Genomic DNA, 26,834 nt, shown 5'->3' on the forward strand with positions numbered 1-26,834 from the left:
GGGGAACGGTGGAAGGGCGGGTGGGGGACCCCGCTCCGCGCAGCGGCACCCGCACCCGCGCCCCACGGCCCCGACCCGGAACTCAGCCGATGTCCGGCGGATCGATCCGGATCCGGACCGCGTCGGCGACCGCCACCCCCCGGGCCGTACGGGCCGCCTGCGCCGACTTCAGCGCGGCGGCCAGCGCGGCCCCGCTCCCCGGAGGAACCCGGATCAGGGCCCGCTCCCCCGGCGAGGCCTCCCCCTGCCGGCCGGGCAGCGGCACGGGACCCAGCACCTCCGCGTCGGCCGGCAGGGCGGCGGCCCCCAGGAAGTCCTCCAGGGCCTCGGGGCGCCCTGCCACCGCCGCCATCCGCGACACGGGCGGGAACCCCAGCTGGGCCCGCTCCGCGAGCTCCCGCACCGCGTGCCCCACGGGGTCCCAGCGGACCAGGGCCTGGACGGGCCGCAGCGTCGGCTCGGCGACGACCACGACCTGCCCGCCCCCGCGGACCAGCGAGGCGGCGGCGATCCAGCGGCGCAGCGCGTCCTCCCCGGCCCGCAGGTCGGGGCGGGTCAGCATCGCCCAGCCGTCCAGCAGCAGCGCCGCCGCGTACCCGGCGCCCGCCGCGACCGGCTCGGCCCCGGGGGTGGAGACCACCAGCGCCGGGCGGTCCGGCACCTCGTCCAGGACGTGGTCGCGCCCCGACGTCCGCACGGGCACGGCCGGGAAGGCCCGGCCCAGCTCCTCGGCGGTCCGCCGCGCGCCCACCACCTGGGCCCGCAGCCGGAAGGAGCCGCACTCCTCGCAGTGCCAGGACGGCTCGCCCCGCCCGCACCAGCCGCAGTGCAGGTCCCGTTCGTCGGGTGCCTCCAGCGGGCCGGCGCACACCGTGCAGCGGGCGGGGGTCCGGCAGCGCTCGCACGCCAGCCGGGGCACGTACCCGCGCCGGGGCACCTGGACCAGCACGGGCCCGCTCTTGAGGCCCTCCCGGACGGTCTCCCAGGCCAGGCTCGGCAGCCGCGCCGCGCGGGCGGCCCCGTCCCGGGCGAGCAGCTCGTCGCCGACGGTCCGGACGCGCGGGGCGGCGGCGCGCACCGTCTCCCGGTCGGCGACCAGCGGGCGGGCCCAGCCGGACTCGACCAGCTGGGCGGCCTCGACGGTGCAGCTGGTGCCGCCGACGAGGAAGCCGCAGCCGTCGGTCACCGCGCGCAGCTCCAGCACCTCGCGGACGTGCGGGAAAGGGGCGTGGTCGTCGCCGTGGCTGGAGTCGCCGTCGTCCCAGACCGCGACCAGCCCGAGGTCCCGTACGGGCGCGAACATGGCGGCCCGCGTGCCGACCACGGCCCGTACCGAGCCCCGGTTGACCGCGAGCCACTCCCGGTAGCGCTTCTCGGGCCCGGAGTCGGCGGTCAGCAGGGCGTGCCGGCCCTCGCCCAGCAGGGCGGTGAGGGCGGCGTCGACCCGGGCCGCGGTGCGCCCGTCGGGTACGACGGCGAGGGCGCCGCGGCCGGAGGCGAGGGTGGCCGCCATGGCCCGGGCCAGCTCGTCGGCCCAGCCGGGGCCGGGCAGGGCCGTCCACACCGCGCGCGGGGTGCCGCCGCCGGCCAGGGCCCGCAGGAAGGCGCTCCCGGCGCCGTACCGCGTCCAGCCGCCCGGCTCGGGCACGGGGGGCGGGGGCAGCGGCTCCGGGGAGGGCTTCGCCTCGGCACGGGCGTTGCGCGGGGGCAGCGCCAGCTGGAGGACGTCGGCCAGGCTGCCCGCGTACCGGTCGGCCACGGCCCGGGCGAGGGCCAGCATGCGGGGGCCGAGCACCACCTCGGGCGAGACGACCTGGGCGAGGGCGGCGAGCGCCCCCTCGTAGTCGGACTCGGCACACCGCTCGACGATGAACCCGTCGATGAGCCCGCCGCCCTCACGGCGGCCGCCGTGCACCCGGTGGGCACCCGCCCCGAAGCGGACCCGGACCCGGACCCCGGGCCGGGCGGCCTCGGAGAGCTCGGCGGGGACGGCGTAGTCGAAGAGCCGGTCGAGGTGGAGGACGCCCTTGTTCACGAGGACCCGGGCCACCGGCAGCTCCTCGGCGAGAGCGGCCCCGCGCCAGGTCCGCGGCTTGGCCTTGGGCGCCTTGGCCTTCGCCTCGGCGACCAGGTCCCGGAGCAGTGCGAGCTGTTCCGGCGGGCCGCCGGGGCCGTCTGCGTCGGGTGCGTTCTCGCTGCTCACAGCAGCATTCTTACCAAAGGGCACCGACAGTCGGAGCCCTCCCGGGGTTTCGGCGGGCGGCGGCGCCACCGCGGTCCTTCGACACCGGGCCCACGCCGGCTCCGGACGGAGCCGTCACCCTCGCACCGGGAGGGCCCGGGCAGCCCGTGCGGGGCGGACGCCACAGCCGCCTGGACGCCGTACGGCCCCGGACCTCAAGGGTCCGGGGCCGCACGGCGTTGCGGCTCTTACAGGCCGGCGGCGGCGCGCAGGGCGTCGACGCGGTCGGTGCGCTCCCAGGTGAAGTCGGGGAGCTCGCGGCCGAAGTGGCCGTAGGCGGCGGTCTGGGCGTAGATCGGGCGCAGGAGGTCGAGGTCGCGGATGATGGCGGCCGGGCGGAGGTCGAAGACCTCGCCGATGGCGTCCTCGATCTTCTGGACGTCGACCTTGGCGGTGCCGAAGGTCTCGACGAAGAGGCCGACGGGCTCGGCCTTGCCGATCGCGTAGGCGACCTGGACCTCGCAGCGGGCCGCGAGGCCGGCGGCGACGACGTTCTTGGCGACCCAGCGCATCGCGTACGCGGCGGAGCGGTCGACCTTCGACGGGTCCTTGCCGGAGAAGGCGCCGCCGCCGTGGCGGGCCATGCCGCCGTACGTGTCGATGATGATCTTGCGGCCGGTCAGGCCGGCGTCGCCCATCGGACCGCCGATCTCGAAGCGGCCCGTCGGATTGACCAGCAGCCGGTAGCCCTCGGTGTCCAGCTTGATGCCGTCCTCCACGAGCTGCGCGAGCACGTGCTCGACGACGAACTCGCGGATGTCGGGGGCGAGCAGCGAGTCCAGGTCGATGTCCGCGGCGTGCTGCGTGGAGACGACCACCGTGTCCAGGCGGACCGCCTTGTCGCCGTCGTACTCGATGGTGACCTGGGTCTTGCCGTCGGGGCGCAGGTACGGGATGGTGCCGTTCTTGCGGACCTCGGACAGGCGGCGCGAGAGCCGGTGCGCGATGTGGATCGGCAGCGGCATCAGCTCGGGGGTCTCGTCGCAGGCGTAGCCGAACATCAGGCCCTGGTCGCCCGCGCCCTGCTTGTCGAGCTCGTCCTCGTCGCCCTCGACCCGGGACTCGTAGGCCGTGTCGACACCCTGGGCGATGTCCGGGGACTGGGCGCCGATGGACACCGACACGCCGCAGGAGGCGCCGTCGAAGCCCTTCTTCGAGGAGTCGTAGCCGATCTCGAGGATCTTGTCGCGGACGAGCTGGGCGATCGGGGCGTACGCCTTCGTCGTCACCTCGCCCGCGATGTGCACCAGGCCGGTGGTGATGAGGGTCTCCACGGCCACGCGCGAGGTCGGGTCCTCGGCGAGGAGGGCGTCGAGGATCGTGTCGCTGATCTGGTCAGCGATCTTGTCGGGGTGACCCTCGGTCACGGACTCCGAGGTGAACAGACGACGGGACACAATGCTCCCTGGGGTTGCAGCGGCTGCTGGCTGATCATTTGGCGGAACGATACCGGGGGCTGCGCCCGATCACGTTCCAGATGCAGTTTATCGGTCGCCACCGTTTGCCGGACCACCCGTCTCGCCCTATGGGAGCCGTGTGACCTGCGGCACTCCATTCTGGCGTACGGATTTCCGATCGAGAAGGGCGACGCTCAGGCGGGTCGCGGCCCGCTCGCGGGCGCGAGGCGGCCCGCGACCTGGTCCCAGATCACATCCGCCAAAGCTTCCTTCGGACCATAGGGGACCTGCACCTCACCGCCGTCGGACGACAGGATCACAGCTTCGTTCTCCTCGGATCCGAAGGTCTTGGTTTCACCGACCTCGTTGACGACGAGCAGGTCGCACCCCTTGCGGCGGAGCTTGGCCCGGCCGTTGTCGAGCACGTGATCGGTCTCGGCGGCGAATCCGACGACGATCTGGCCCGGCCGGGCCCGCTCGGCGGAGATCTCCGCGAGGACGTCGGGGTTGCGCACGAGGGCCACCGGGTCGGGCTCGCGCCCCTCCTGCTTCTTGATCTTGCCGTCGGCGTAGGCGGCGGGCCGGAAGTCCGCCACGGCGGCGGCCATCACCACGGCGTCGGCGCCGGCGGCCGCCTTGAGCACCGCCTCGCGCAGCTGGAGGGCCGTGCCGACCCGTACGACGTCCACCCCGGCCGGGTCGGCCAGCGCGGTGTTCGCGGACACCAGGGTGACCCGGGCCCCGCGCGCCACTGCGGTGCGGGCCAGCGCGTAGCCCTGCTTGCCGGAGGAGCGGTTGCCGAGGAAGCGGACCGGGTCCAGGGGCTCGCGGGTGCCTCCGGCGCTGACGACCACGTGCCGTCCGGCCAGGTCGGGGGCGGTCGCGCCGCGGGCGAGGACGGAGCGGCAGACCTCGAAGATCTCCTCCGGGTCGGGCAGCCGGCCCTTGCCGGTGTCCTTGCCGGTCAGCCGCCCGACGGCGGGCTCGATCACCACGGCCCCGCGGCGGCGCAGGGTGGCGACGTTCTCCTGCGTGGCGGGGTGCTCCCACATCTCGGTGTGCATCGCGGGGGCGAAGACCACCGGGCAGCGGGCGGTGAGCAGCGTGTTCGTGAGGAGGTCGTCGGCCAGGCCGTGGGCGGCCTTGGCCAGCATGTCGGCGGTGGCGGGGGCGACGACGACGAGGTCGGCGCCCTGGCCGATGCGCACGTGGGGCACCTCGTCGACGCTCTCCCAGACCTCGGTGGAGGCCGGGTTGCCGGAGAGCGCGGCCCAGGTGGCCTCACCGACGAAGTTCAGGGACGCCGCCGTGGGCACCACCCGCACCTCGTGCCCGGACTCGGTCAGCCGGCGCAGCAGCTCGCACGCCTTGTACGCGGCGATCCCGCCGCTGACCCCCAGCACGACCTTCGGCTTGTCCACTGCTTCTCCCGTGATCGGTTGCGTCCGTACCTATGACACACCACAGGCCCGGCAGCCGTGCTGCCGGGCCTGTGGTGACGATGTCGTGCCTTACTGGGCCGGGGCCTCGATGGCCTCGGAGGTCAGCAGACCCGCGTTGATCTCGCGCAGGGCGATCGAGAGCGGCTTCTCGTGGACGTGGGTGTCCACCAGCGGGCCGACGTACTCCAGCAGGCCCTCACCGAGCTGCGAGTAGTACGCGTTGATCTGACGCGCACGCTTGGCCGCGTAGATCACGAGGCTGTACTTCGAGTCCGTGGCCTCGAGCAGCTCGTCGATCGGCGGGTTGATGATGCCCTCGGGCGCGGTGATGGAAGAGGACACGCTCTACCTTCCGAAGATGGATAAAAGATCAGACAACTGCCATCAAGGCTAGCAGCTCACGCGCCACGTCCTCGACGGAGGTGTTGACCAGGGTGGTGTCGAACTCGGACTCGGAAGCGAGCTCGACCTTGGCGGTGTCGAGCCGCCGCTCGATGACCTCGGGCGACTCGGTGCCCCGGCCGGTGAGCCGGCGGACCAGCTCGTCCCAGCTCGGCGGGGCGAGGAAGACCAGCTGGGCGTCGGGCATCGACTCGCGGACGAGCCGGGCGCCCTGGAGGTCGATCTCCAGCAGCACCGGTTCGCCGTTGTCGAGGCGTTCCAGTACCGCGCCGCGCGGTGTGCCGTAGCGGTTGCCCGCGAACTCGGCCCACTCCAGCAGCTCGCCGTTGGCGATCAGCTTGTCGAACTCGTCGTCGTTGACGAAGAAGTACTGGACTCCGTGTCGCTCACCGGGCCGCGGCTTGCGGGTGGTGGCCGACACCGAGAGCCAGACCTCGGGGTGGACCTTGCGCATATGCGCGACGACCGTGCTCTTGCCGACCCCCGAGGGGCCGGAGAGCACGGTCAGCCGCGGACGAACCTCTGCTGCCATGGAGCAATTATCCAGGTTCTCGGGACTGCCTGAGAACGCCGGGAGAACTTCGGGCGACGCCTCAGGCGCCGCTACCGCCGAACTCACGCTCCAGGGAGGCGATCTGGTTGGAACCGAGACCTCGGACACGCCGGGACTCGGAGATGCCGAGGCGCTCCATGATCTGCTTGGCGCGGACCTTGCCGACGCCGGGCAGCGACTCGAGAAGGGCGGAGACCTTCATCTTGCCGATGACGTCGTTCTCCTGGCCCGTCTTGATGACGTCGTGGAGGGAGGCGCCGGAGTGCTTGAGTCGATTCTTCACCTCGGCCCGCTCCCGGCGAGCCGCGGCGGCCTTTTCGAGCGCTGCTGCGCGCTGTTCAGGGGTAAGGGGCGGAAGAGCCACGCCTACGTCACCTCGGATGTCGAACTGTCGGATACGGACCGGCGGGGAGCCCTCGGGCACCACGCCGGGCGAGCTCCCGAACAGCGGTGGAACTGGTTCGCTGCGCGTTCACTCTGGTCGGAGACTAGCGGCCAAGGCCGCTCCAGTCAGCGAGAACGGACGAAAAGTCCTGGTCAGCCTCCACTGAACCGTACATCACGGACAAACTACCCCGGTTTTGTCCGGCGAAAGACGTTCGATTCTCGACAGCCCGTGCTCCGCGCCGGTCCGCGACCCGTCCGATCAGGCCGCGACGGCCTCGCGGATCTCGTCCGCGAACCGCTTCGCGGAGGCCCGCAGGGCATCGGTGTCCGGTCCGTGCTTGAGGACGCCCCGGGAGACGTTCGGGACCACGTTGCCCACGGCCGCGCCGAAGACCGCCGGGAGGTCGGCCGCGGTCGCGCCCTGGGCGCCGATGCCGGGGGCCAGCAGCGGACCGTTGATGTCCAGGTCGAAGGAGGACAGGTCGCCCAGGGTCGCCCCGACCACCGCGCCGAAGGAGCCCATCGGCTCCGCCCCGGCGTTCTCGGCCGCCAGGTGCGCCAGCATGGTCGCCCCGATCGAGCGGCCGTCCGCGCGCACCGCCCGCTGGACCTCGGCGCCCTCCGGGTTGGAGGTGAGGGCCAGGACGAACAGGCCGGCGCCGGACTCGCGCGCCAGGTCCACGGCCGGCTTCAGCGAGCCGTAGCCCAGGTACGGGGAGACCGTCAGGGCGTCCGAGAACAGCGGGGACGAGGGGTCCAGGAAGGCGGAGGCGTACGCGGCCATCGTGGAGCCGATGTCGCCCCGCTTGGCGTCCATGACGACCAGGGTCCCGGCGGCCCGCGCGTCGGCCACGGTCCGCTCCAGCACCGCCACGCCCCGCGAGCCGAAGCGCTCGAAGAAGGCGGCCTGCGGCTTGAAGACCGCCACCGAGTCGGCCAGCGCCTCGACGACGGTGCGGGAGAACCGCTCCAGCCCGGCGATGTCGTCGGCCAGGCCCCAGGAGTCCAGCAGGGCGGCGTGCGGGTCGATGCCGACGCACAGGGGGCCGCGTGCGTCCATGGCGGCGCGCAGACGGGCCCCGAAGGGGGTCACAGGGGTCTGGGAGGTCACTGGGCGGCCTTTCGGGTCTCGGCGCCCACGGCCTCGGCCAGGGTCGCGTACGGGCTGGCGGCCAGGCGCGCGGCCAGGCCCTTGTGGATGGCGCGGGCGTAGAACGGGCCCTCGTAGATGAAGGCGCTGTAGCCCTGGATCAGGGTGGCGCCCGCCAGGATGCGCTGCCAGGCGTCCTCGGCGTTCTCGATGCCGCCGACGCCGACCAGGGTGATCCGGTCGCCCACGCGGGCGTACAGGCGCCGCAGGACCTCCAGCGAGCGCTCCTTGACCGGGGCGCCGGACAGTCCGCCGGTCTCCTTGACCAGGGCGGGGTCCGACTTCAGGCCCAGGCCCTCGCGGGCGATGGTGGTGTTGGTGGCGATGATGCCGTCCAGGCCCAGCTCCAGGGCGAGGTCGGCGACGGCGTCCACGTCCTCGTCGGCGAGGTCCGGGGCGATCTTGACCAGCAGCGGGACGCGGCGGCCGGTGACCGAGCGGTCGGCGGCCTCCCGCACGGCGGTCAGCAGCGGCCGCAGGGACTCGGTGGCCTGGAGGTTGCGCAGGCCCGGGGTGTTCGGCGAGGAGACGTTCACGACCAGGTAGTCGGCGTGGCGGGCGAGGCGCTCGGTGGAGACCACGTAGTCGGCGGCGGCCTCGGCCTCCGGGACCGCCTTGGTCTTGCCGATGTTGACGCCGACCACGGTCCTGAAGACCGGGTTGCGGGCCGCCAGGCGGGCCGCGACGGCCTCGGAGCCCTCGTTGTTGAAGCTCATGCGGTTGATCAGCGCGCGGTCGGGGACCAGGCGGAAGAGCCGCTTCTTGGGGTTGCCGGGCTGGGCCCGGCCGGTGACGGTGCCGATCTCGACGTGGTCGAAGCCGAGCATCGCCATGCCGTCGATGGCCACGGCGTTCTTGTCGAAGCCGGCCGCGAGCCCGAAGGGGCCGTGCATGCGCAGGCCCAGGGCCTCCGTGCGCAGTCCCTCGTGGCGCGGGGCCAGGGCCGCGGCGACGAAGGTGCGCAGCACCGGGGTGCGGGCGGCCAGGCGGATCCAGCGGAAGGCCAGGTAGTGGGCCTGCTCGGGGTCCATCCGCTTGAAGACGAGGTTGAAGAACAGTTTGTACATCGTCCGATTAATCCCTTGAATCCCTATGTGCGCTCGGAAGGACCTCATGAAAGGGGGGACACCGGTCGCTGTCGCCGGTGTCCCCCTTTCGTACGGGCTGCTAGTCGCGGGAGGCGTTCAGGTGCTCCGCGTGCTCCTGGAGGGAGCGCACGCCGACCTCGCCGCGGCCGAGCGCGTCGATGCCCTGGACGGCGGCGGCGAGCGCCTGGACCGTCGTCAGGCACGGGACGCCGCGCGCCACGGCCGCCGTGCGGATCTCGTAGCCGTCGAGGCGGCCGCCGGTGCCGTACGGGGTGTTGACGATCAGGTCGACCTGGCCGTCGTGGATGAGCTGGACGACGGTCTTCTCGCCGTTCGGGCCCTCGCCCTCGCTGAGCTTGCGCACGACGGTGGCGTTGATGCCGTTGCGCTTGAGGACCTCGGCCGTGCCGGAGGTGGCCAGCAGCTCGAAGCCGTGCGCGACCAGCTCGCGGGCCGGGAAGACCATCGAGCGCTTGTCGCGGTTGGCGACCGAGATGAAGGCGCGGCCCTTGGTCGGCAGCGGGCCGTAGGCGCCGGCCTGCGACTTGGCGTACGCCGTGCCGAAGACCGAGTCGATGCCCATGACCTCGCCGGTGGAGCGCATCTCCGGGCCGAGGACGGTGTCGACGCCGCGGCCGTGGATGTCGCGGAAGCGCGACCACGGCATGACGGCCTCCTTGACGGAGATCGGCGCGTCCAGCGGCAGGGTGCCGCCGTCGCCCTCCTTGGGGAGCATGCCCTCGGCGCGCAGCTCGGCGATGGTGGCGCCGAGCCCGATGCGCGCGGCGGCCTTCGCGAGCGGGACGGCCGTGGCCTTCGAGGTGAAGGGCACGGTCCGGGAGGCGCGCGGGTTGGCCTCCAGGACGTAGAGGATGTCGCCCGCCATCGCGAACTGGATGTTGATCAGGCCGCGGACGCCGACGCCCTTGGCGATGGCCTCGGTGGAGGCGCGCAGGCGCTTGATGTCGTAGCCGCCGAGGGTGATCGGGGGCAGGGCGCAGGCCGAGTCGCCGGAGTGGATGCCGGCTTCCTCGATGTGCTCCATGACGCCGCCGAGGTAGAGCTCCTCGCCGTCGTAGAGGGCGTCCACGTCGATCTCGATGGCGTCGTCGAGGAACCGGTCGACCAGCACGGGGCGGGTCGGGGAGATCTCGGTCGACTCCGCGATGTACGACTCCAGGCGGGTCTCGTCGTAGACGATCTCCATGCCGCGGCCGCCGAGCACGTAGGACGGGCGGACGAGGACCGGGTAGCCGATCTCGTCGGCGATCGCCTTCGCGCCCGCGAAGGTGGTGGCGGTGCCGTGCTTGGGGGCGGGCAGACCGGCCTCGGCCAGGACCCGGCCGAAGGCACCGCGGTCCTCGGCGGCGTGGATGGCCTCGGGCGAGGTGCCGACGACCGGGACGCCGTTGTCCTTGAGCGCCTGGGCGAGACCCAGCGGGGTCTGGCCGCCGAGCTGGACGACGACGCCGGCGATGGGGCCGGCCAGCGACTCGGCGTGGACGATCTCCAGCACGTCCTCGAGCGTCAGCGGCTCGAAGTACAGGCGGTCGGAGGTGTCGTAGTCCGTCGAGACGGTCTCGGGGTTGCAGTTGACCATCACGGTCTCGTAGCCGGCCTCGCTGAGCGCGAAGGAGGCGTGGACGCAGGAGTAGTCGAACTCGATGCCCTGGCCGATGCGGTTCGGGCCGGAGCCCAGGATGATCACCGCGGGCTTGGTGCGCGGGGCGACCTCGGACTCCTCGTCGTAGGACGAGTAGAAGTACGGGGTCTTCGCGGCGAACTCGGCGGCGCAGGTGTCGACCGTCTTGTACACCGGGCGGACGCCGAGGGCGTGGCGGACCTCGCGGACGACGTCCTCGCGCAGACCGCGGATCTCGGCGATCTGGGCGTCGGAGAAGCCGTGGCGCTTGGCCTCGGCGAGGATCTCGGGCTCCAGCTTCTCGACGGAGCCGAGCTCGTCCGCGATCTCCTTGATCAGGAAGAGCTGGTCGACGAACCACGGGTCGATCTTCGTGGCCTCGAACACCTCCGCCTGGGTGGCGCCGGCGCGGATGGCCTGCATGACGGTGTTGATGCGGCCGTCGGTCGGGCGGACCGCGACGCGCAGCAGCTCCTCCTTGTCGCCGGGCTCGCCGACGAAGGTGAACTGCGAGCCCTTCTTCTCCAGGGAGCGCAGGGCCTTCTGGAGGGCCTCGGTGAAGTTGCGGCCGATGGCCATGGCCTCGCCCACCGACTTCATGGTGGTGGTGAGGGTGGCGTCGGCGGCGGGGAACTTCTCGAAGGCGAAGCGCGGGGCCTTGACGACGACGTAGTCGAGGGTCGGCTCGAAGGAGGCCGGCGTCTTCTCGGTGATGTCGTTGGGGACCTCGTCCAGCGTGTAGCCGATGGCCAGCTTGGCGGCGATCTTGGCGATCGGGAAGCCGGTGGCCTTCGACGCGAGCGCCGACGAACGGGACACGCGCGGGTTCATCTCGATGACGATGACGCGGCCGTCGTCCGGGTTGATCGCGAACTGGATGTTGCAGCCGCCGGTGTCGACGCCGACCTCGCGGATGATCGCGATGCCGATGTCGCGCAGCCGCTGGTACTCGCGGTCGGTGAGCGTCATCGCCGGGGCGACGGTGATGGAGTCGCCGGTGTGGACGCCCATCGGGTCGAAGTTCTCGATGGAGCAGACGACGACCACGTTGTCCTTGGTGTCGCGCATCAGCTCCAGCTCGTACTCCTTCCAGCCGAGGATGGACTCCTCCAGGAGCACCTCGGTGGTCGGGGAGAGCGTGAGGCCCTGGCCGGCGATGCGGCGCAGCTCGTCCTCGTCGTGGGCGAAGCCGGAGCCGGCGCCGCCCATGGTGAAGGAGGGGCGCACGACGACGGGGTAGCCGCCGAGGGTCTCCACGCCCGCCAGGACGTCGTCCATGGAGTGGCAGATGACCGAGCGGGCGGACTCGCCGTGGCCGATCTTGGCCTTGACGGCCTCGACGACGCCCTTGAAGAGGTCGCGGTCCTCGCCCTTGTTGATGGCCTCGACGTTGGCGCCGATGAGCTCGACGCCGTACTTCTCCAGCACGCCCTGCTCGTGCATGGAGATGGCGGTGTTCAGGGCCGTCTGGCCACCGAGGGTGGGCAGGAGCGCGTCGGGGCGCTCCTTGGCGATGATCTTCTCGACGAACTCGGGGGTGATCGGCTCGACGTACGTGGCGTCGGCGATCTCCGGGTCGGTCATGATCGTCGCGGGGTTGGAGTTCACCAGGATGACCCGCAGGCCCTCGGCCTTGAGGATGCGGCAGGCCTGGGTGCCGGAGTAGTCGAACTCGGCGGCCTGGCCGATGACGATCGGGCCGGAGCCGATGACCAGGACGGACTGGATATCGGTGCGCTTAGGCACGCTCGGCCTCCATCAGGCTAACGAAGCGGTCGAAGAGGTACGCGGCGTCGTGCGGGCCGGCGGCCGCTTCGGGGTGGTACTGGACGCTGAAGGCCGGCTGGTCGAGCAGCTGGAGGCCTTCGACGACGTTGTCGTTCAGGCAGACGTGGGAGACCTCGGCGCGGCCGAAGGGGGTCTCGGACACCTTGTCGAGGGGCGCGTCGACGGCGAAGCCGTGGTTGTGCGCGGTGACCTCGACCTTGCCGGTGGTGCGGTCCTGGACCGGCTGGTTGATGCCGCGGTGGCCGTACTTCAGCTTGTAGGTGCCGAAGCCGAGCGCGCGGCCCAGGATCTGGTTGCCGAAGCAGATGCCGAAGAGCGGGGTCTTGCGCTCCAGGACGCCCTGCATGACGGCGACGGGGCCGTCGGCGGTGGCCGGGTCGCCCGGGCCGTTGGAGAAGAAGACGCCGTCCGGGTCGACCGCGTACACGTCCTCGACGGTGGCGGTGGCGGGCAGCACGTGGACCTCGATGCCGCGCTCGGCCATCCGGTGCGGGGTCATGCCCTTGATGCCGAGGTCGACGGCGGCGACGGTGAAGCGCTTCTCGCCGATCGCGGGGACGACGTACGCCTCCTTGGTGGCGACCTCGGCGGAGAGGTTGGCGCCCTTCATCTGCGGCTGTGCCTGGACCTTCGCCAGCAGGGCCGCGTCGTCGGCGATCGCCCCACCGGAGAAGATGCCGACGCGCATGGCGCCGCGCTCGCGCAGGTGGCGGGTCAGGGCGCGGGTGTCGACGCCGCTGATGCCCACGACGCCCTGCTTGACGAGCTCCTCGTCCAGCGAGCGCTGCGAGCGCCAGTTGGACGGGATGCGCGCGGGGTCGCGCACGACGTAGCCGGAGACCCAGATGCGGGAGGACTCGGGGTCCTCGTCGTTGACGCCGGTGTTGCCCACGTGGGGGGCGGTCATCACGACGACCTGCCGGTGGTACGACGGGTCGGTGAGGGTCTCCTGGTAGCCGGTCATGCCGGTGGAGAACACGGCCTCGCCGAAGGTCTCCCCCACTGCGCCGTAGGCGCGGCCGCGGAAGATCCGGCCGTCCTCCAGGACGAGTACGGCGGGAGCTTTGGCTGCTCCCCTGGTGGAGGTCGTCATCGTTCGGCGCCTTCCGTCGTGATGGATGTGTTCATGGAGTTGATGGCCTCGACCCAGGCGGCGTGCTCGGCCGCACGGTCGGAGCGGAATCCGGAGTCGATCAGCTTGTCGCCGTGCGCCCAGGTGACGACGAGCAGACCGCCCTCGGTGAGTACCTTGCCCGCGATTCCCTTGTCGAGGCGGGCGCCGCGCAGCTGCGAGGCCGGTACGAAGAAGTCGGTGGCACCCGGACGGACCACGTCGAGGCCCGCGTCGGTGAGGGTGAGCTCCACGCGGCTGCGCACCCCCAGACCGTGGGCGACGATCCGGTCGAGCCACTGCCCGGCGGTGGTGGACCCGTGGTACCGGCCGGTCAGGGCCAGCCGGTGCTCGGGGAGACCGCCGGGGGCGGCGGGCAGTTCCGGCAGATCGCTCTGCAGGGTGCCGCGCCATTTCCAGCCCTGCCGCATCAGCCAGTACACGAACGCGACGAAGACGAGCAGACCGGCCACCCACGCGATGCGGGCGCCCCAGTCGGTCACCTCCGCCGAGTGTCGCTCGGCGGCCTCGGCGGCCAGTTGGATTACTGCAGGTGTCACGCGAGTTTCCCGTCCACGACCGTTGCCCGGCCCCGCAGGAAGGTGTGAGTGACGCGCCCCGGCAGCTCACGGCCCTCGTAGGGCGTGTTGCGGCTGCGGGAGGCGAAGTGTGCGGGGTCCACGACACCACGGTACGAGGTATCGACCAAGGTCAGGTTCGCGGGTTCACCTGCCGAGACGGGCCGGCCGTGCTGGTGGGACAGGCCGCCGATGCGGGCCGGGGCGACGGACATGCGCTCGGCGACGCCCGCCCAGTCGAGCAGGCCGGTCTCCACCATCGTCTCCTGGACGACGGAGAGCGCGGTCTCCAGGCCCACCATGCCCATGGCGGCGGCGGCCCACTCGCAGTCCTTGTCCTCGTGCGGGTGCGGGGCGTGGTCGGTGGCGACGATGTCGATCGTGCCGTCGGCGAGCGCCTCGCGCAGGGCCATCACGTCGCGCTCGGTGCGCAGCGGCGGGTTGACCTTGTAGACCGGGTCGTACGAACGCACCAGCTCGTCGGTGAGGAGCAGGTGGTGCGGGGTGACCTCGGCGGTGACGTCGATGCCGCGGGACTTGGCCCAGCGGACGATCTCGACGGAGCCGGCGGTGGAGAGGTGGCAGATGTGCACGCGGGAGCCGACGTGCTCGGCGAGGAGGACGTCGCGGGCGATGACCGACTCCTCGGCGACGGCCGGCCAGCCGCCCAGGCCCAGCTCCGCGGAGACGGTGCCCTCGTTCATCTGGGCGCCCTCGGTGAGGCGGGGCTCCTGGGCGTGCTGGGCGACGACGCCGCCGAAGGCCTTCACGTACTCCAGGGCGCGGCGCATGATCACGGCGTCGTCCACGCACTTGCCGTCGTCGGAGAAGACGGTGACGCGGGCGGCGGACTCGTGCATGGCGCCCAGCTCGGAGAGCTTCTTGCCCTCCAGGCCGACGGTGACGGCGCCGATGGGCTGCACGTCGCAGTAGCCGGACTCCTTGCCCAGGCGCCAGACCTGCTCGACGACGCCGGCGGTGTCGGCGACCGGGAAGGTGTTGGCCATGGCGAAGACGGCGGTGTAGCCGCCGGAGGCGGCGGCGCGGGTGCCGGTCAGGACGGTCTCGGAGTCCTCGCGGCCGGGCTCGCGCAGGTGGGTGTGGAGGTCGACGAGGCCGGGGAGGAGGATCTGCCCCGCGGCCTCGATGACGGTGTCGACGCCGTCGGCGGACAGTCCGGTGCCGACCTCGGCGATGGTCTCGCCGTCGATCAGGACGTCCTGCGCCTCGCCGCCGAGGACCTGCGCACCGCGGATAAGGATCTTGCTCATGGTTACTTGTTCTCCTCGGTGCGGGACGTGGTGACGGCGGGCTCGGAGCCTCCGAGCAGCAGGTACAGGACGGCCATGCGGATCGAGACGCCGTTGGCGACCTGCTCGACGACCGTGCAGCGGTCGGAGTCGGCGACCTCGGCGGTGATCTCCATACCGCGGACCATCGGGCCGGGGTGCATCACGACGGCGTGCTCGGGCATCCGCGCCATGCGGGCGGCGTCCAGGCCGTAGCGGCGGGAGTACTCGCGCTCGGTGGGGAAGAAGGCGGCGTTCATCCGCTCGCGCTGCACGCGCAGCATCATGACCGCGTCGGACTTCGGCAGCACGTCGTCCAGGCTGTAGGAGACCTCGCAGGGCCAGTTCTCGACGCCGACCGGCACCAGGGTGGGCGGGGCCACCAGCGTGACCTCGGCGCCGAGGGTGTGCAGCAGGTCGACGTTGGAGCGGGCCACGCGGCTGTGCAGGACGTCGCCGACGATGGTGATCCGGCGGCCGTCGAGGCCCTTGCCGAGCCCGGCGTCGCGGCCGACCAGGCGGCGGCGCATGGTGAACGCGTCGAGCAGGGCCTGGGTGGGGTGCTGGTGGGTGCCGTCGCCGGCGTTGATCACCGGGGCGTCGATCCAGCCGGAGTTGGCCAGCCGGTAGGGGGCGCCGGAGGCGTGGTGGCGGATGACGACCGCGTCGACGCCCATGGCCTCCAGGGTCTGGGCGGTGTCCTTGAGGGACTCGCCCTTGGAGACGCTGGAGCCCTTCGCGGCGAAGTTGATGACGTCGGCGGAGAGGCGCTTCTCGGCGGCTTCGAAGGAGATCCGGGTACGGGTCGAGTCCTCGAAGAACAGGTTGCAGATCGTGCGGCCGCGCAGGGTGGGCAGCTTCTTTATCGGCCGGTCGGCGACGCGGGCCATCTCCTCGGCGGTGTCGAGGATGAGGACGGCGTCGTCGCGCGTGAGGTCGGCGGCCGAGATGAGGTGGCGCTTCATCTGGGTGCTCCGTAAGTCGGGAGGGCAGGCAGGCGGGGCTGACGGTGGTGCGGGCAGGGCAGGCCGGGGCACGGACCCCGCCTCGGGGCCCCGTACCCGGGGTGGGCTACTGCGCTGCTGCCTGGACGGTCCGCTGGCCGAGCAGTACGGCGTCGCGGCCGTCCTCCTCCTGGAGCTGGACCTTGACGGTCTCCCGCAGCGACGTGGGCAGGTTCTTGCCCACGTAGTCGGCGCGGATCGGAAGTTCACGGTGGCCGCGGTCGACGAGGACCGCGAGCTGGACGGCGCGGGGGCGGCCGAGGTCGCCGAGCGCGTCGAGGGCGGCCCGGATGGTGCGGCCGGAGAAGAGCACGTCGTCGACGAGGACCACGAGGCGGCCGTCGATGTCGTCACCGGGGATCTCGGTGCGGCCGATGGCCCGCGCGGGCTTCATCCGCAGGTCGTCGCGGTACATGGTGATGTCGAGGGAGCCGACCGGGACCTTCGTCCCGGTGATCTCCTCGAGCTTGGCGGCCAGCCGGCGGGCGAGGTGGACACCGCGGGTGGGGATGCCGAGGAGCACCACGTCGTCGGCGCCCTTGGCGCGTTCGACGATCTCGTGGGCGATACGGGTCAGGACCCGGGCGATGTCCTGCGCTTCCAGCACGGGGCGCATCGCTTCATCGGGAGAGACCTGGGAAACCTGGCTGTCCATGAAGAGGACCTCCTTCTCCGCCTCACGGGACGGACCTTAAAGGACGTCTGATGTACGCCGTCCACGGTACCAGGACCCCGCGGCCACCTGCGCACCGGGGCCCCGCGCTCCTCCCCGTACGAGGGCGTCGACGACCATTCGGCTTGACGCATCCACGTAACGCTGCGTAACCTCACAGTGAGTTACCAGCCGCGCGGCGGAGCCGCACGTCACAGCGTCCGGGAGCGTTATGTCCAGCGAATACGCCAAACAGCTCGGGGCCAAGCTCCGCGCCATCCGCACCCAGCAGGGCCTCTCCCTCCACGGAGTCGAGGAGAAGTCCCAGGGCCGTTGGAAGGCCGTGGTGGTCGGTTCGTACGAGCGCGGGGACCGCGCCGTGACCGTCCAGCGCCTGGCCGAGCTGGCGGACTTCTACGGGGTTCCGGTCCAGGAGCTGCTCCCGGGCACGACCCCGGGCGGAGCCGCCGAGCCGCCGCCGAAGCTGCGCCTCGACCTGGAGCGCCTGGCGGGCGTGCCCGCCGAGAAGGCCGGCCCGCTCCAGCGTTACGCCGCCACCATCCAGAGCCAGCGCGGCGACTACAACGGCAAGGTGCTGTCGATCCGCCAGGACGACCTGCGCACCCTGGCCGTCATCTACGACCAGTCCCCTTCGGTCCTGACCGAGCAGCTGATCAGCTGGGGCGTCCTCGACGCCGACGCGCGCCGCGCCGTGGCCCACGAGGACATCTAGTCCCCGGCCGGGGCCGGCCACCAGCAGAAACGTACCGGCGGGTGCCGGGACCCCAGGGTCCCGGCACCCGCCGGTTTTTCGTGTCCCGCACGGGGCGCGCACACGGAAGGGCCCGCAACGCGGACGTTGCGGGCCCTTCCGTGTGTGCGCGGTGCGCGCGTCAGTCCTCGCCGCGGCGCAGGCTCGGCTTCAGGTCCTTGAAGCGGGCCAGCAGGCCGTTGACGAACGCGGGCGAGTCGTCCGTGGAGAACTCCTTCGCCAGCTGCACCGCCTCGTCGATCGCCACGGCGTCCGGGGTCTCGTCGACCCAGATCAGCTCGTAGGCGCCCAGCCGCAGGATGTTCCGGTCGGCGACCGGCATGCGGTCGAGCTCCCAGTCCACGGCGTAGGTGACGATCAGGTCGTCGATGCGGTTCACCTTCTCGGAGTACCCCTCGACGAGGTCCATCGTGAAGGCGTTGACCGGCGGCTGCCGGACGTCCGCATTCGCGTGCCGGATCCAGTCCGCGAGGACCTCGCGCACGGGAACGCCGCGCTGGTCGGCCTCGAAGAGGATCTGGAAGGCGCGCTTGCGCGCGTTGCTCCGGGCAGCCACGGTTAGCCGTTCACCCGGCCGAGGTAGGCGCTGGTGCGGGTGTCGACCTTGATCTTCTCGCCGGTGGTGACGAAGAGCGGGACCTGGATCTCGTGGCCGGTCTCCAGCTTGGCGGGCTTGGTGCCGCCGGTGGAGCGGTCGCCCTGGACGCCCGGGTCGGTGTGCTCGATGGTCAGCTCGACGGCGGCCGGGAGCTCGACGTAGAGCACCTCGCCCTCGTGCTGGGCCACGGAGGCGGTGAAGCCCTCGATGAGGAAGTTGGCGGCGTCGCCGACGGCCTTGCGGTCGACCATCAGCTGGTCGTAGGTCTGCATGTCCATGAAGACGAAGTAGTCGCCGTCCATGTACGAGAACTGCATGTCACGGCGGTCGATCGTGGCGGTGTCGACCTTCGTGCCGGCGTTGAAGGTCTTGTCGACGACCTTGCCGGAGAGCACGTGCTTGAGCTTGGTGCGCACGAAGGCCGGGCCCTTGCCGGGCTTGACGTGCTGGAACTCGACGACGGACCAGAGCTGGTCACCGTCGAGCTTGAGCACCATGCCGTTCTTGAGGTCGTTCGTGGAAGCCACGGTTGCGGAATCTCCTGCACTGGAAGACCAGGGAGGCGCACCCAGCCCGGCACAGCGGACTACAGTGCGAGCAGCTCCTTGGTCGTAATGGTGAGTAGCTCGGGACCGCCGTCCGCCTCGGGGCGCACGACGAGCGTGTCATCGATCCGGACACCTCCCCGGCCCGGGAGGTGAACCCCCGGTTCGACGGTGACCGGCACGCAAGCGTCCAGTTTACCCATTGCCGTAGGTGCAAGCTGCGGGTCCTCGTCGATTTCGAGGCCGACCCCGTGTCCCATGCACCCGGCGAGGGCATCGCCGTGCCCCGCCGAGTCCAGTACGGACCGCGCCGCGTGGTCCACTTCCCGGTACGCGGCCCCGGGCAGCAGCGACTCCCGGCCGGCCCGCTGGGCGGCGAAGACCAGGTCGTACAGCTCGATCTGCCAGTCGGCCGGAGTGGTGCCGATCACGAAGGTGCGGCCGATCTCGCAGCGGTAGCCCCGGTAGTTCGCGCCGAGGCAGACGGACAGGAAGTCGCCCTCCTCCACCCGCCGGTCCGAGGGCCGGTGCCGGGAGCGGCCGGAGTGCGGGCCGGTGCCGACGGAGGTCGGGAAGGCCGGGCCGTCGGCGCCGTGGTCGACGAGCCTGCGTTCCAGTTCCAGGGCCAGGTGGCGTTCCGTCCGCCCGACCAGGATCGACTCCAGCAGCTCGCCGAGGGCCTGGTCGGCGATCTCGGCGGCGATGCGCAGGCAGGCGATCTCCTCCTCGTCCTTGACCAGCCGCTGCTGCTCCACGGCGGTGCCCAGGTCGGCCAGGCGCAGCCGGGGGGCGACGGAGCCCACGGCACGGTGCCGGGCGACGGTGAGGTGGTGTTCCTCGACGGCGAGGGAGTCCGCGCGCACGGCGGCGGCGCGGTCGGCCGCGGCCACCGCCGGATCGGCGCCGGGGCCGCCCAGCAGACTGAGCGCCAGCCCCTCGTCCAGCCGCCCCTCGTCGACCTCGCCGGTGGGGGCGGCGGCGCAGAAGAGCTCGTCATCGGCGGGCCCGACCAGCAGGACGGCGCCCAGCGGGGACGCCCCGGCGAGGTAGCGGACGTTCGCCGGACGCGTGATCAGGGCGGCGGAGTTGCCCGCGGCGGCGCAGCGCTCGCGGAGCAGGCCCCTGCGGGCCGCGTACACGTCTGACATGTCTTCGAGCCTACGAGCGCCCCGCGCATCCGGCCCGGCGAGCGCGTCCGGACGGGGCCGGGGCGGCCCCCTCCCCCGTGGCTCCTACCAGCGGGGAGGGCTGGCCAGGGCCCGGGCGAGGACCTCGTCCAGGGCCCGGGCGGTGGCCTCCACGTCGAGGTGGGAGTTGTCGATGATCGGCAGCCCCGAGCCGTACCAGCCGGCCATCCGGCCGTGGATGCGGGCGACTTCCTCGTCGGACAGGCGCCGGTTGCCGGAGCGGGCGGCGTTGCGGTCCAGGACGATCTCCAGGCCGGGGAGCAGTACGACCGGGAGCAGGGCGGGGCCGACGTGGCGCTTCCAGCCGCCGAGCCCGACCACGGGCCGGTCCGGGAAGACGGCGTCGTCGAGGATGCAGGAGATCCCGTTGGCCAGGAAGTTGCGGGCGGCGAAGCCGCAGGTGCGGCGGGCGAGGCGGTACTGGGCCTCGGAGTGGTCGTTCCAGCCGGCCTGCGGGTCGGCGAAGCCCGAGCGGACCCATTCGCGGACGTCGTCCAGGCTGATGTGCGCGGTCGGCACCGGGCGGGTCGCCGCCCAGTGCCGGGCCACGGTGGTCTTGCCGGCGCCCGCCGGGCCGATGAGCAGGACGGCGAGCACGGCGCCGCCCGTCCCCCCGGCGGGGGGAGAGGGAGGTGCGGGCGCGACGGGGGGCAGCGGGATGTGCCCGGTCGCCTCGGGCACCGGGGGCGCCGGCCAGCCCTGTGCGGGGGGTATCGGCGGTGGCGGGGGTGCCGCCGGGGGATGTCCCGGCGGACCCCAGCCCCCCACTCCGTGCTGCATCCTCGCCACTCCGTCTCGTTCAGGCGACTGATGCGAGAACGTTATCTCAGGCCGTGAGCTCTTCGGCCAGCGCGCGCAGCGCCAGCCGGTAGGAGCCCAGTCCGAAGCCGGCGACGGTACCGGTGGCCACGGCCGCGATGACCGAGGTGTGCCGGAACTCCTCCCGGGCGTACGGGTTGGAGATGTGCACCTCGATCAGCGGCGCGGTGCGCTGGGCGGCCGCGTCGCGCATGGCGTACGAGTAGTGCGTGAAGGCACCCGGGTTGATCACGACCGGGATCTTCCCGTCCGCCGCCTCGTGCAGCCAGCGTACGAGCTCCCCCTCGTCGTTGGTCTCGCGGACCTCGACGTCGAAGCCGAGCTCGGCGCCCAGGGTGCGGCAGCTCTCGACCAGGCCGGCGTACGAGGTGGCCCCGTAGACGTCGGGCTCGCGGGAGCCGAGCCGGCCCAGGTTCGGGCCGTTCAGCACCAGGACGGGGCGGCTCACGCCGACACCTCGCCGTACGCGGCGATCAGGTGGGCCGGGTCGGGCCCCTCCAGGACGGTCGGCTTGGCCAGCCCGTCGAGGACGATGAAGCGCAGCAGGTTGCCGCGGGACTTCTTGTCGACCTGCATGGTCTGGAGCAGCTTGGGCCACTGGTCGCCGCGGTAGGTCAGCGGCAGGCCGACGGAGGAGAGGACGGACCGGTGCCGGTCGGCCGTCGCGTCGTCGAGGCGGCCCGCGAGGCGGCCCAGCTCGGCGGCGAAGACCATGCCGACGGAGACGGCCGCGCCGTGGCGCCACTTGTAGCGCTCGTTCTTCTCGATGGCGTGCGCGAGGGTGTGCCCGTAGTTGAGGACCTCCCGCAGCCCCGACTCCTTGAGGTCGCTGGAGACCACCTCGGCCTTGACCCGGATGGAGCGGACGATCAGCTCGGCCGTGTGCGGGCCCTCGGGCGTGCGCGCGGCCTGCGGGTCCTCCTCGATCAGGTCGAGGATCACCGGGTCGGAGATGAAGCCGGCCTTGATGATCTCGGCGAGGCCGCTGACGTAGTCGTTGACCGGCAGCGAGTCCAGCGCGGCGAGGTCGCACAGCACCCCGGCCGGCGGATGGAAGGCGCCGACGAGGTTCTTGCCCTCGGCGGTGTTGATGCCGGTCTTGCCGCCGACGGCCGCGTCCACCATCGCCAGGACGGTGGTCGGGACCGCGACCCAGCGCACCCCGCGCAGCCAGGAGGCCGCGACGAAGCCGGCCAGGTCGGTGGTGGCGCCGCCGCCCACGCCGACGATCACGTCGGTGCGGGTGAAGTGGGACTGGCCCAGCGCCTTCCAGCAGTAGGCCGCCACCTCGACGGTCTTGGCCTCCTCGGCGTTGGGCACCTGGATGGCGATGGCCTCGTAGCCCTGCTCGGCCAGGTCGGCGCGCAGCGCCTCGCCGGTCTCGGCGAGGGCTTCGGGGTGGATCACGGCCACCCGCTGGGCCCTGGTGCCGATGAGGCCGCCCAGCTCGCCGAGCAGCTGCCGGCCGACCAGCACGTCGTACGCGTCGTGTCCGGCGCCGCCGCCGACCTGGATCCGCGTCACCTGGTCTGTCATACGTCCTTCAACTCCAGTGCGTCGAGGACCGCCTGGGCGACCTCTTCGGGGGTGCGCTCGTCCGTGGCCACCACGACGCGCGCTACTTCGGTGTACAGGGGGCGCCGCGCGTCCATCAGCTCGCGCCACTGGCGGCGCGGGTTGACGGCCAGCAGCGGGCGGGCCGCGCCGAGGCCGACGCGGCGCACGGCCTCCTCGACCTCCATCGACAGGTAGGCGACGGGCAGGGCGGCCAGCAGGGCGCGGGTGTCCGCGTCGAGGACGGCGCCGCCGCCGAGGGCGAGGACCCCCGTGTGCTCGGCGACGGCGGTGGCGACCGCCCGCCGCTCCAGCTCACGGAAGTACGGCTCGCCCTCGTCGACGAAGATGTCGGAGATCTCGCGGCCCTGGGCGGCGACGATGTCCGCGTCCGTGTCCCGGTAGGCGACGCCGAGCCGCTCGGCGAGCAGCGTCCCCACCGTGGACTTGCCGGACCCCATGGGGCCGACGAGGACGACGAGCGGTCCGCCCGTCACCGGATCTGCAGGTGGTCGAGGTAGGACTGCACGTTGCGCCGGGTCTCGGGGACGGAGTCGCCGCCGAACTTCTCGACGACCGCGTCGGCCAGCACGAGCGCGACCATGGCCTCGGCGACGATGCCCGCGGCGGGCACGGCACAGACGTCGGAGCGCTGGTGGTGCGCCACCGCCGCCTCGCCGGTGGCCACGTCGACGGTCGCCAGGGCGCGCGGCACGGTCGCGATGGGCTTCATCGCGGCGCGGACGCGCAGCAGCTCGCCGGTGGTCAGGCCGCCCTCGGTGCCGCCGGAACGGCCGGAGGTGCGCTTGATGCCCTCGGGCGTGGACACGATCTCGTCGTGGGCCTGGGAGCCGGGCACGCGGGCCAGCTCGAAGCCGTCGCCGACCTCGACGCCCTTGATGGCCTGGATGCCCATGAGCGCCGCGGCGAGGCGGGCGTCGAGGCGGCGGTCCCAGTGGACGTGGGAGCCGAGGCCGACGGGCACGCCGTAGGCGAGGACCTCGACGACGCCGCCGAGGGTGTCGCCGTCCTTGTGGGCCTGGTCGATCTCCGCGACCATCGCCTTCGACGCGTCGGCGTCGAGGCAGCGCACCGGGTCGGCGTCGAGCTTCTCGACGTCGGCGGGGGTCGGGTAGACGCCGTAGGGGGCCTTGGCCGAGGCCAGTTCCACCACGTGCGAGACGATCTCGATCCCCGCGACCTCCTTGAGGAAGGAGCGGGCGACGGCGCCGAGGGCGACGCGGGCGGCGGTCTCACGGGCGCTGGCGCGCTCCAGGATCGGCCGGGCCTCGTCGAAGCCGTACTTCTGCATGCCCGCGAGGTCGGCGTGGCCGGGGCGCGGGCGGGTCAGCGGCGCGTTGCGGCCGGTGTCCTTGAGCAGCGAGGGGTCCACGGGGTCGGCCGACATGACCGTCTCCCACTTGGGCCACTCGGTGTTGCCGACCATCACGGCGACCGGGGAGCCCTGGGACAGCCCGTGGCGGACGCCGCCGAGGAAGGTGACCTCGTCCTGCTCGAACTTCATCCGGGCACCGCGTCCATAGCCGAGGCGGCGCCGCGCCAGGTGGTCGGCCACCAGCTCGGTGGTGACCGGGACGCCGGCGGGAAGGCCCTCCAGCGTCGCGACCAGGGCCGGTCCGTGCGACTCTCCTGCGGTCAGCCAACGCAACCTGCTCAACGATGCTCCTCATGCTCGCGCCTGGCACTGCCACGGCGTGTCCGGTGCGCGGACCGCGACCGCCGGTACCCGAATCCTCCCACGTCCCGGGGGTACCACCGCTCTCCGGTCCAGCTATCGGACGGCCGTCTCACGCCGGCGCCACCACCGGTAGCCCTCCAGGACGAGCAGGACGGCCACGAGGGAGCCGACGGTCCACTTCGCCCAGGCCGGCAGACTGCCGAGCATCACCTTCACGAACATCACGACGCCGTACGCCGCGTCCCACTTCGACGCCAGCGTCTGACCCTGCCCGAACGCCTCCACGCGCCCCCCTCACCCCGAAGAACAGCAGGTGGGAAGCCTAACGCGCGGCGAGCGCCCGCTCTCCCGCGGCCCGCATGGCCGCCAGGGGGCCGCAGGTGCGGCCGGTCATCAGCTCGAACTGGAGCACGGCCTGGTGCACGAGGAGGTCGAGGCCGCCGAGCAGGGTGCCGCCGCGGCCGGACCAGGCGGCCGCGAGGGCGGTGGGCCAGGGGTCGTACAGGACGTCGAAGAGTGCTCCCGGGGCCGCGGGTACGGCGGCGGCGAGTTCGTCGGTGGCGCCCGCCGGGGTGGTGGCGATCACCAGAGGGGCCGACAGGGCCTCTGCGGCCCGCGACCAGTCGGCGGTGCGGACGTCCACGCCGAGCCGCTCGCCCCAGCGGCGCATCTCGTCGGCGCGGGCGGCCGAGCGGACGTACGCGGTGATCTCGCCGGTGCAGATCCGTGCGAGGGCGGCCAGCGCCGAGGAGGCGGTGGCGCCGGCCCCGAGGACGGCGGCGGCGGGGACCTTGTCGACCCCGCGTTCGTGCAGGGCCGCGACTATGCCGGGGATGTCGGTGTTGTCGCCGACGCGGCGGCCGTCCGCGGTGAGGACGAGGGTGTTGACCGCCTCCACCGAGGCGGCGGTGTCGCTGATCTCGTCCAGCAGGGGGATCACCGCCCGCTTGAGCGGCATCGTCAGGGAGAACCCGGCCCACTCGGGCCCCAGGCCCGCCACGAACCCGGGGAGCGCGGCCTCGTCGATCTCGAACCGGTCGTAGGACCAGTCGTCGAGGCCGAGCTCCCGGTAGGCCGCCCGGTGCAGTACCGGTGAGAGGGAGTGCTCGATGGGAGAACCCAGCACCGCGGCCCGCGTCCGTGACATGTCCTGCTACCCGCCGTTCTTCTTCTGCGCCTGGCGCTCCTGGAACTCCGCGACGAGCTTCAGGTGCTCGTCGTAGGTCTTGGTGAAGGTCGTCTTGTTGCCGTCGACCGACACGAAGAACATCCAGCCGCCGTGATCGGGGTTGAGCGTAGCGGTCAGCGCGTCCAGGCCGGGATTGTCGATGGGGCCGGGCGGGAGGCCCTTGACGAAGTGCGTGTTGTACGGGTGGTCGAAGGCCTGGGCTTCCTTCAGGTTGAAGTTGATCTCGCTCTGGCCCTTGACGTAGTTGTACGTCGAGTCGAACTGGAGCCTCTGGTTCGTGACGTCGTTGGTCTTCTTGAGGCGGTTGTAGACCACCTCGGCCATCTTGCGGAAGTCGTCGTGGTTCTTGCCCTCTGCGTTGACGAGGCTCGCGACGGTGACCACCTGGAGCGGGTTCTCCAGGTTGAGCTCCTTGGCCTTGGCCTCGATGCCCAGCTCCGCGTACTTGTCGGAGGCGTTCTTGACCATCTGCTTGAGCAGGGACTCGGGGGTGCTGTCCTTCTTGAGGTCGTACCGCATCGGGTACAGGAAGCCCTCGAGCGGGTCCATGACCTTGGGGTTGCTCGCGGCCCAGGCCGGCAGGCCGAGGTTCTTGGACTCGCGCTGGGCGATCTCCCGGGTGGTGCCGTCCGGTTTGCCGAGCTTCTTGTCGATCGCCTTGTAGACGTCGGCGTTGCGCATGCCCTCGGGGACGGTGATCACCGCGAGCTTGCTGGGGTCGATCATCAGCGCGACGGCGGCCGTACCCGACATCTTCTTCTTCAGCGGGTAGATGCCGGGCTGGATCGACTTGCCCTTGGGGTTGGCGTTCGCGGCGTCCACGAAGGCCTGGGCGCTGGCGACCACGCCGGCTTCCTTCAGGATGCGGCCCATCTGGCCGAGGCCCGCGTTCTTGGGGATCTCGACGTCGACGGTCTCGTCCGTGCCCTCGCCCGCGAAGTCCTCGGTCGCGCCGAACCGGTCCTTCAGGTAGCCGTAGCCGTAGTAGCCGCCACCGCCGACGACGCCGAGGATCACCACGGCGGCGATCAGGCAGGCGGTGCCGCTGCGCTTCTTCTGCTGCTTCTTCTTGCCGGCCTTGCCGCCCTTGCCGCGGCCCGCCCGGCGGCCGCCGGGCGCGGGCTCCTCGGCGTCGTCCTCGCCGTCCGCGGGCAGGAGGGACTCCTCCGGTTCCTCCGCCTCGGCCGGTTCCGGTTCCAGGTGGCGCTGGTTCGGGGGCTGCGGCGGCGGGAAGGCGTCGGGCGTCGCGTAGAGGTCGGGCGCCTCGCCGGGGTAGGCCCCGGCCGACTGCTGGGCGTAGGGGTCGGCGCCCGCGTAGGGGTCGGTCTGGACGGCGGCCATGTACTGCTGCTCGTGGCCGCCGTCCCAGCCCTGGCCCTCGTACGGCGGCTGCTGGAGCTGCTGCTGCCCCTGGGCGTGCTGCGCCGCGTACGCCTGCTGCTCGGCGTACTGCGGCTGCTGCTGCGGGTACTGCGCCGGGTATTCCTGCTGGTACTGGGGCTGCTGGTACTGCAGGTCCTGGTGCTGCGGCTCCAGAGGGTGCTGGTACTGCTGCTGCGGGTCACCGCCGTAGGGCACCTGCCCCTGCTGCGTCTGGTGCGCGGTCCACCCCTGGTCCCCGTAGAGGGGGTCCTGGGGGTTCCACGGTTCGGAGCCGTGGCCCCGGCCATAGTCAGTCATCGGTCCCCTAGAGCCGCGAGACGTAGGCCGCGGCTCATTTCGGCCGCGGCACCCGGTTCCGCCTCT

26 protein-coding genes are annotated in these 26,834 nt (G+C 72.1%); 1 reads left to right on the top strand and 25 read right to left on the bottom strand.

Features of this window, described 5'->3' with window-relative positions; translation table 11 throughout:
- Window positions 1-82: 82 nt before the first annotated feature.
- From AB0469_RS24580 to pyrR, 14 genes are all read right to left on the bottom strand, one after another.
- Window positions 83-2,203 (bottom strand): primosomal protein N', encoded by a 2,121-nt coding sequence (locus AB0469_RS24580; protein WP_366453594.1) that lies wholly within the window; start codon window positions 2,201-2,203, stop codon window positions 83-85.
- A gap of 227 nt (window positions 2,204-2,430) precedes the next feature.
- Window positions 2,431-3,639, bottom strand: coding sequence for a methionine adenosyltransferase (metK, locus tag AB0469_RS24585; protein WP_362066834.1), 1,209 nt, complete (start codon window positions 3,637-3,639; stop codon window positions 2,431-2,433).
- Between the two features lie 194 nt (window positions 3,640-3,833).
- Window positions 3,834-5,060 carry a bifunctional phosphopantothenoylcysteine decarboxylase/phosphopantothenate--cysteine ligase CoaBC gene (gene coaBC / locus AB0469_RS24590; protein ID WP_366453595.1) on the bottom strand — a complete coding sequence of 409 codons (1,227 nt, stop codon included), beginning with the start codon at window positions 5,058-5,060 and terminating at the stop codon, window positions 3,834-3,836.
- Between the two features lie 90 nt (window positions 5,061-5,150).
- Window positions 5,151-5,423, bottom strand: a complete 273-nt coding sequence (gene rpoZ, locus AB0469_RS24595; RefSeq protein ID WP_004948662.1) for a DNA-directed RNA polymerase subunit omega — start codon at window positions 5,421-5,423, stop codon at window positions 5,151-5,153.
- Between the two features lie 28 nt (window positions 5,424-5,451).
- On the bottom strand, window positions 5,452-6,015 hold the full coding sequence (gene gmk / locus AB0469_RS24600) for a guanylate kinase (protein ID WP_042809918.1): 564 nt from the start codon (window positions 6,013-6,015) through the stop codon (window positions 5,452-5,454).
- Window positions 6,016-6,076: 61 nt separating this feature from the next.
- Window positions 6,077-6,400 carry an integration host factor gene (locus AB0469_RS24605; protein WP_030234009.1) on the bottom strand — a complete coding sequence of 108 codons (324 nt, stop codon included), beginning with the start codon at window positions 6,398-6,400 and terminating at the stop codon, window positions 6,077-6,079.
- A gap of 282 nt (window positions 6,401-6,682) precedes the next feature.
- On the bottom strand, window positions 6,683-7,534 hold the full coding sequence (gene pyrF, locus AB0469_RS24610) for an orotidine-5'-phosphate decarboxylase (RefSeq protein ID WP_366453596.1): 852 nt from the start codon (window positions 7,532-7,534) through the stop codon (window positions 6,683-6,685).
- Complete coding sequence (locus tag AB0469_RS24615) at window positions 7,531-8,640, bottom strand: quinone-dependent dihydroorotate dehydrogenase (RefSeq protein WP_366453597.1); 1,110 nt, start codon at window positions 8,638-8,640, stop codon at window positions 7,531-7,533. The genes pyrF and AB0469_RS24615 overlap by 4 nt, the downstream gene beginning before the upstream one ends.
- A gap of 100 nt (window positions 8,641-8,740) precedes the next feature.
- The gene (gene carB / locus AB0469_RS24620; protein ID WP_366453598.1) at window positions 8,741-12,049 is read right to left on the bottom strand and encodes a carbamoyl-phosphate synthase large subunit; all 3,309 of its coding nucleotides are present in this window, start codon (window positions 12,047-12,049) and stop codon (window positions 8,741-8,743) included.
- Window positions 12,042-13,184, bottom strand: a complete 1,143-nt coding sequence (gene carA / locus AB0469_RS24625) for a glutamine-hydrolyzing carbamoyl-phosphate synthase small subunit (protein WP_366453599.1) — start codon at window positions 13,182-13,184, stop codon at window positions 12,042-12,044. The genes carB and carA overlap by 8 nt, the downstream gene beginning before the upstream one ends.
- Window positions 13,181-13,762, bottom strand: a complete 582-nt coding sequence (locus AB0469_RS24630; RefSeq protein WP_366453600.1) for a hypothetical protein — start codon at window positions 13,760-13,762, stop codon at window positions 13,181-13,183. Before AB0469_RS24630 ends, carA begins: the two co-directional genes overlap by 4 nt.
- Complete coding sequence (locus AB0469_RS24635) at window positions 13,759-15,051, bottom strand: dihydroorotase (RefSeq protein WP_366453601.1); 1,293 nt, start codon at window positions 15,049-15,051, stop codon at window positions 13,759-13,761. Before AB0469_RS24635 ends, AB0469_RS24630 begins: the two co-directional genes overlap by 4 nt.
- 2 nt (window positions 15,052-15,053) lie before the next feature.
- Window positions 15,054-16,034 carry an aspartate carbamoyltransferase catalytic subunit gene (locus AB0469_RS24640; protein WP_366453602.1) on the bottom strand — a complete coding sequence of 327 codons (981 nt, stop codon included), beginning with the start codon at window positions 16,032-16,034 and terminating at the stop codon, window positions 15,054-15,056.
- A 106-nt stretch (window positions 16,035-16,140) separates the two neighbouring features.
- On the bottom strand, window positions 16,141-16,728 hold the full coding sequence (gene pyrR / locus AB0469_RS24645; protein ID WP_366453603.1) for a bifunctional pyr operon transcriptional regulator/uracil phosphoribosyltransferase PyrR: 588 nt from the start codon (window positions 16,726-16,728) through the stop codon (window positions 16,141-16,143).
- A gap of 229 nt (window positions 16,729-16,957) precedes the next feature.
- On the opposite strand from pyrR, the gene bldD reads away from it, so the two are divergent.
- Entirely contained in the window at window positions 16,958-17,458 is a 501-nt protein-coding gene (gene bldD / locus AB0469_RS24650) for a transcriptional regulator BldD (RefSeq protein WP_007263032.1), read from the top strand.
- 160 nt (window positions 17,459-17,618) lie between these two features.
- Here bldD and nusB read toward each other — a convergent pair whose 3' ends face one another.
- From nusB to mltG, 11 genes are all read right to left on the bottom strand, one after another.
- The gene (gene nusB, locus AB0469_RS24655) at window positions 17,619-18,053 is read right to left on the bottom strand and encodes a transcription antitermination factor NusB (protein WP_366453604.1); all 435 of its coding nucleotides are present in this window, start codon (window positions 18,051-18,053) and stop codon (window positions 17,619-17,621) included.
- A 2-nt stretch (window positions 18,054-18,055) separates the two neighbouring features.
- Window positions 18,056-18,622 (bottom strand): elongation factor P, encoded by a 567-nt coding sequence (gene efp, locus AB0469_RS24660; protein WP_366453605.1) that lies wholly within the window; start codon window positions 18,620-18,622, stop codon window positions 18,056-18,058.
- A 59-nt stretch (window positions 18,623-18,681) separates the two neighbouring features.
- Window positions 18,682-19,788 carry an aminopeptidase P family protein gene (locus AB0469_RS24665; RefSeq protein WP_366453606.1) on the bottom strand — a complete coding sequence of 369 codons (1,107 nt, stop codon included), beginning with the start codon at window positions 19,786-19,788 and terminating at the stop codon, window positions 18,682-18,684.
- A gap of 84 nt (window positions 19,789-19,872) precedes the next feature.
- On the bottom strand, window positions 19,873-20,607 hold the full coding sequence (locus AB0469_RS24670; RefSeq protein ID WP_366453607.1) for an AAA family ATPase: 735 nt from the start codon (window positions 20,605-20,607) through the stop codon (window positions 19,873-19,875).
- Window positions 20,608-20,653: 46 nt separating this feature from the next.
- Window positions 20,654-21,094, bottom strand: coding sequence for a type II 3-dehydroquinate dehydratase (gene aroQ / locus AB0469_RS24675; protein WP_042812889.1), 441 nt, complete (start codon window positions 21,092-21,094; stop codon window positions 20,654-20,656).
- Window positions 21,091-22,182, bottom strand: a complete 1,092-nt coding sequence (gene aroB / locus AB0469_RS24680; RefSeq protein ID WP_366453608.1) for a 3-dehydroquinate synthase — start codon at window positions 22,180-22,182, stop codon at window positions 21,091-21,093. The genes aroQ and aroB overlap by 4 nt, the downstream gene beginning before the upstream one ends.
- Complete coding sequence (locus tag AB0469_RS24685) at window positions 22,179-22,697, bottom strand: shikimate kinase (protein ID WP_042812887.1); 519 nt, start codon at window positions 22,695-22,697, stop codon at window positions 22,179-22,181. Before AB0469_RS24685 ends, aroB begins: the two co-directional genes overlap by 4 nt.
- A complete protein-coding gene (gene aroC / locus AB0469_RS24690; protein WP_042812886.1) occupies window positions 22,694-23,878 on the bottom strand; it encodes a chorismate synthase in 1,185 nt (394 codons plus the stop codon). The genes AB0469_RS24685 and aroC overlap by 4 nt, the downstream gene beginning before the upstream one ends.
- A 114-nt stretch (window positions 23,879-23,992) precedes the next feature.
- Entirely contained in the window at window positions 23,993-24,184 is a 192-nt protein-coding gene (locus tag AB0469_RS24695) for a hypothetical protein (RefSeq protein WP_366453609.1), read from the bottom strand.
- 37 nt (window positions 24,185-24,221) lie between these two features.
- Complete coding sequence (locus tag AB0469_RS24700) at window positions 24,222-25,046, bottom strand: shikimate dehydrogenase (RefSeq protein WP_366453610.1); 825 nt, start codon at window positions 25,044-25,046, stop codon at window positions 24,222-24,224.
- 6 nt (window positions 25,047-25,052) lie between these two features.
- Window positions 25,053-26,768, bottom strand: coding sequence for an endolytic transglycosylase MltG (mltG, locus tag AB0469_RS24705; RefSeq protein ID WP_366453611.1), 1,716 nt, complete (start codon window positions 26,766-26,768; stop codon window positions 25,053-25,055).
- Window positions 26,769-26,834 lie beyond the last annotated feature (66 nt).

The organism is Streptomyces sp. NPDC093801 (genome assembly GCF_040701585.1).
GTDB lineage: Bacteria > Actinomycetota > Actinomycetes > Streptomycetales > Streptomycetaceae > Streptomyces.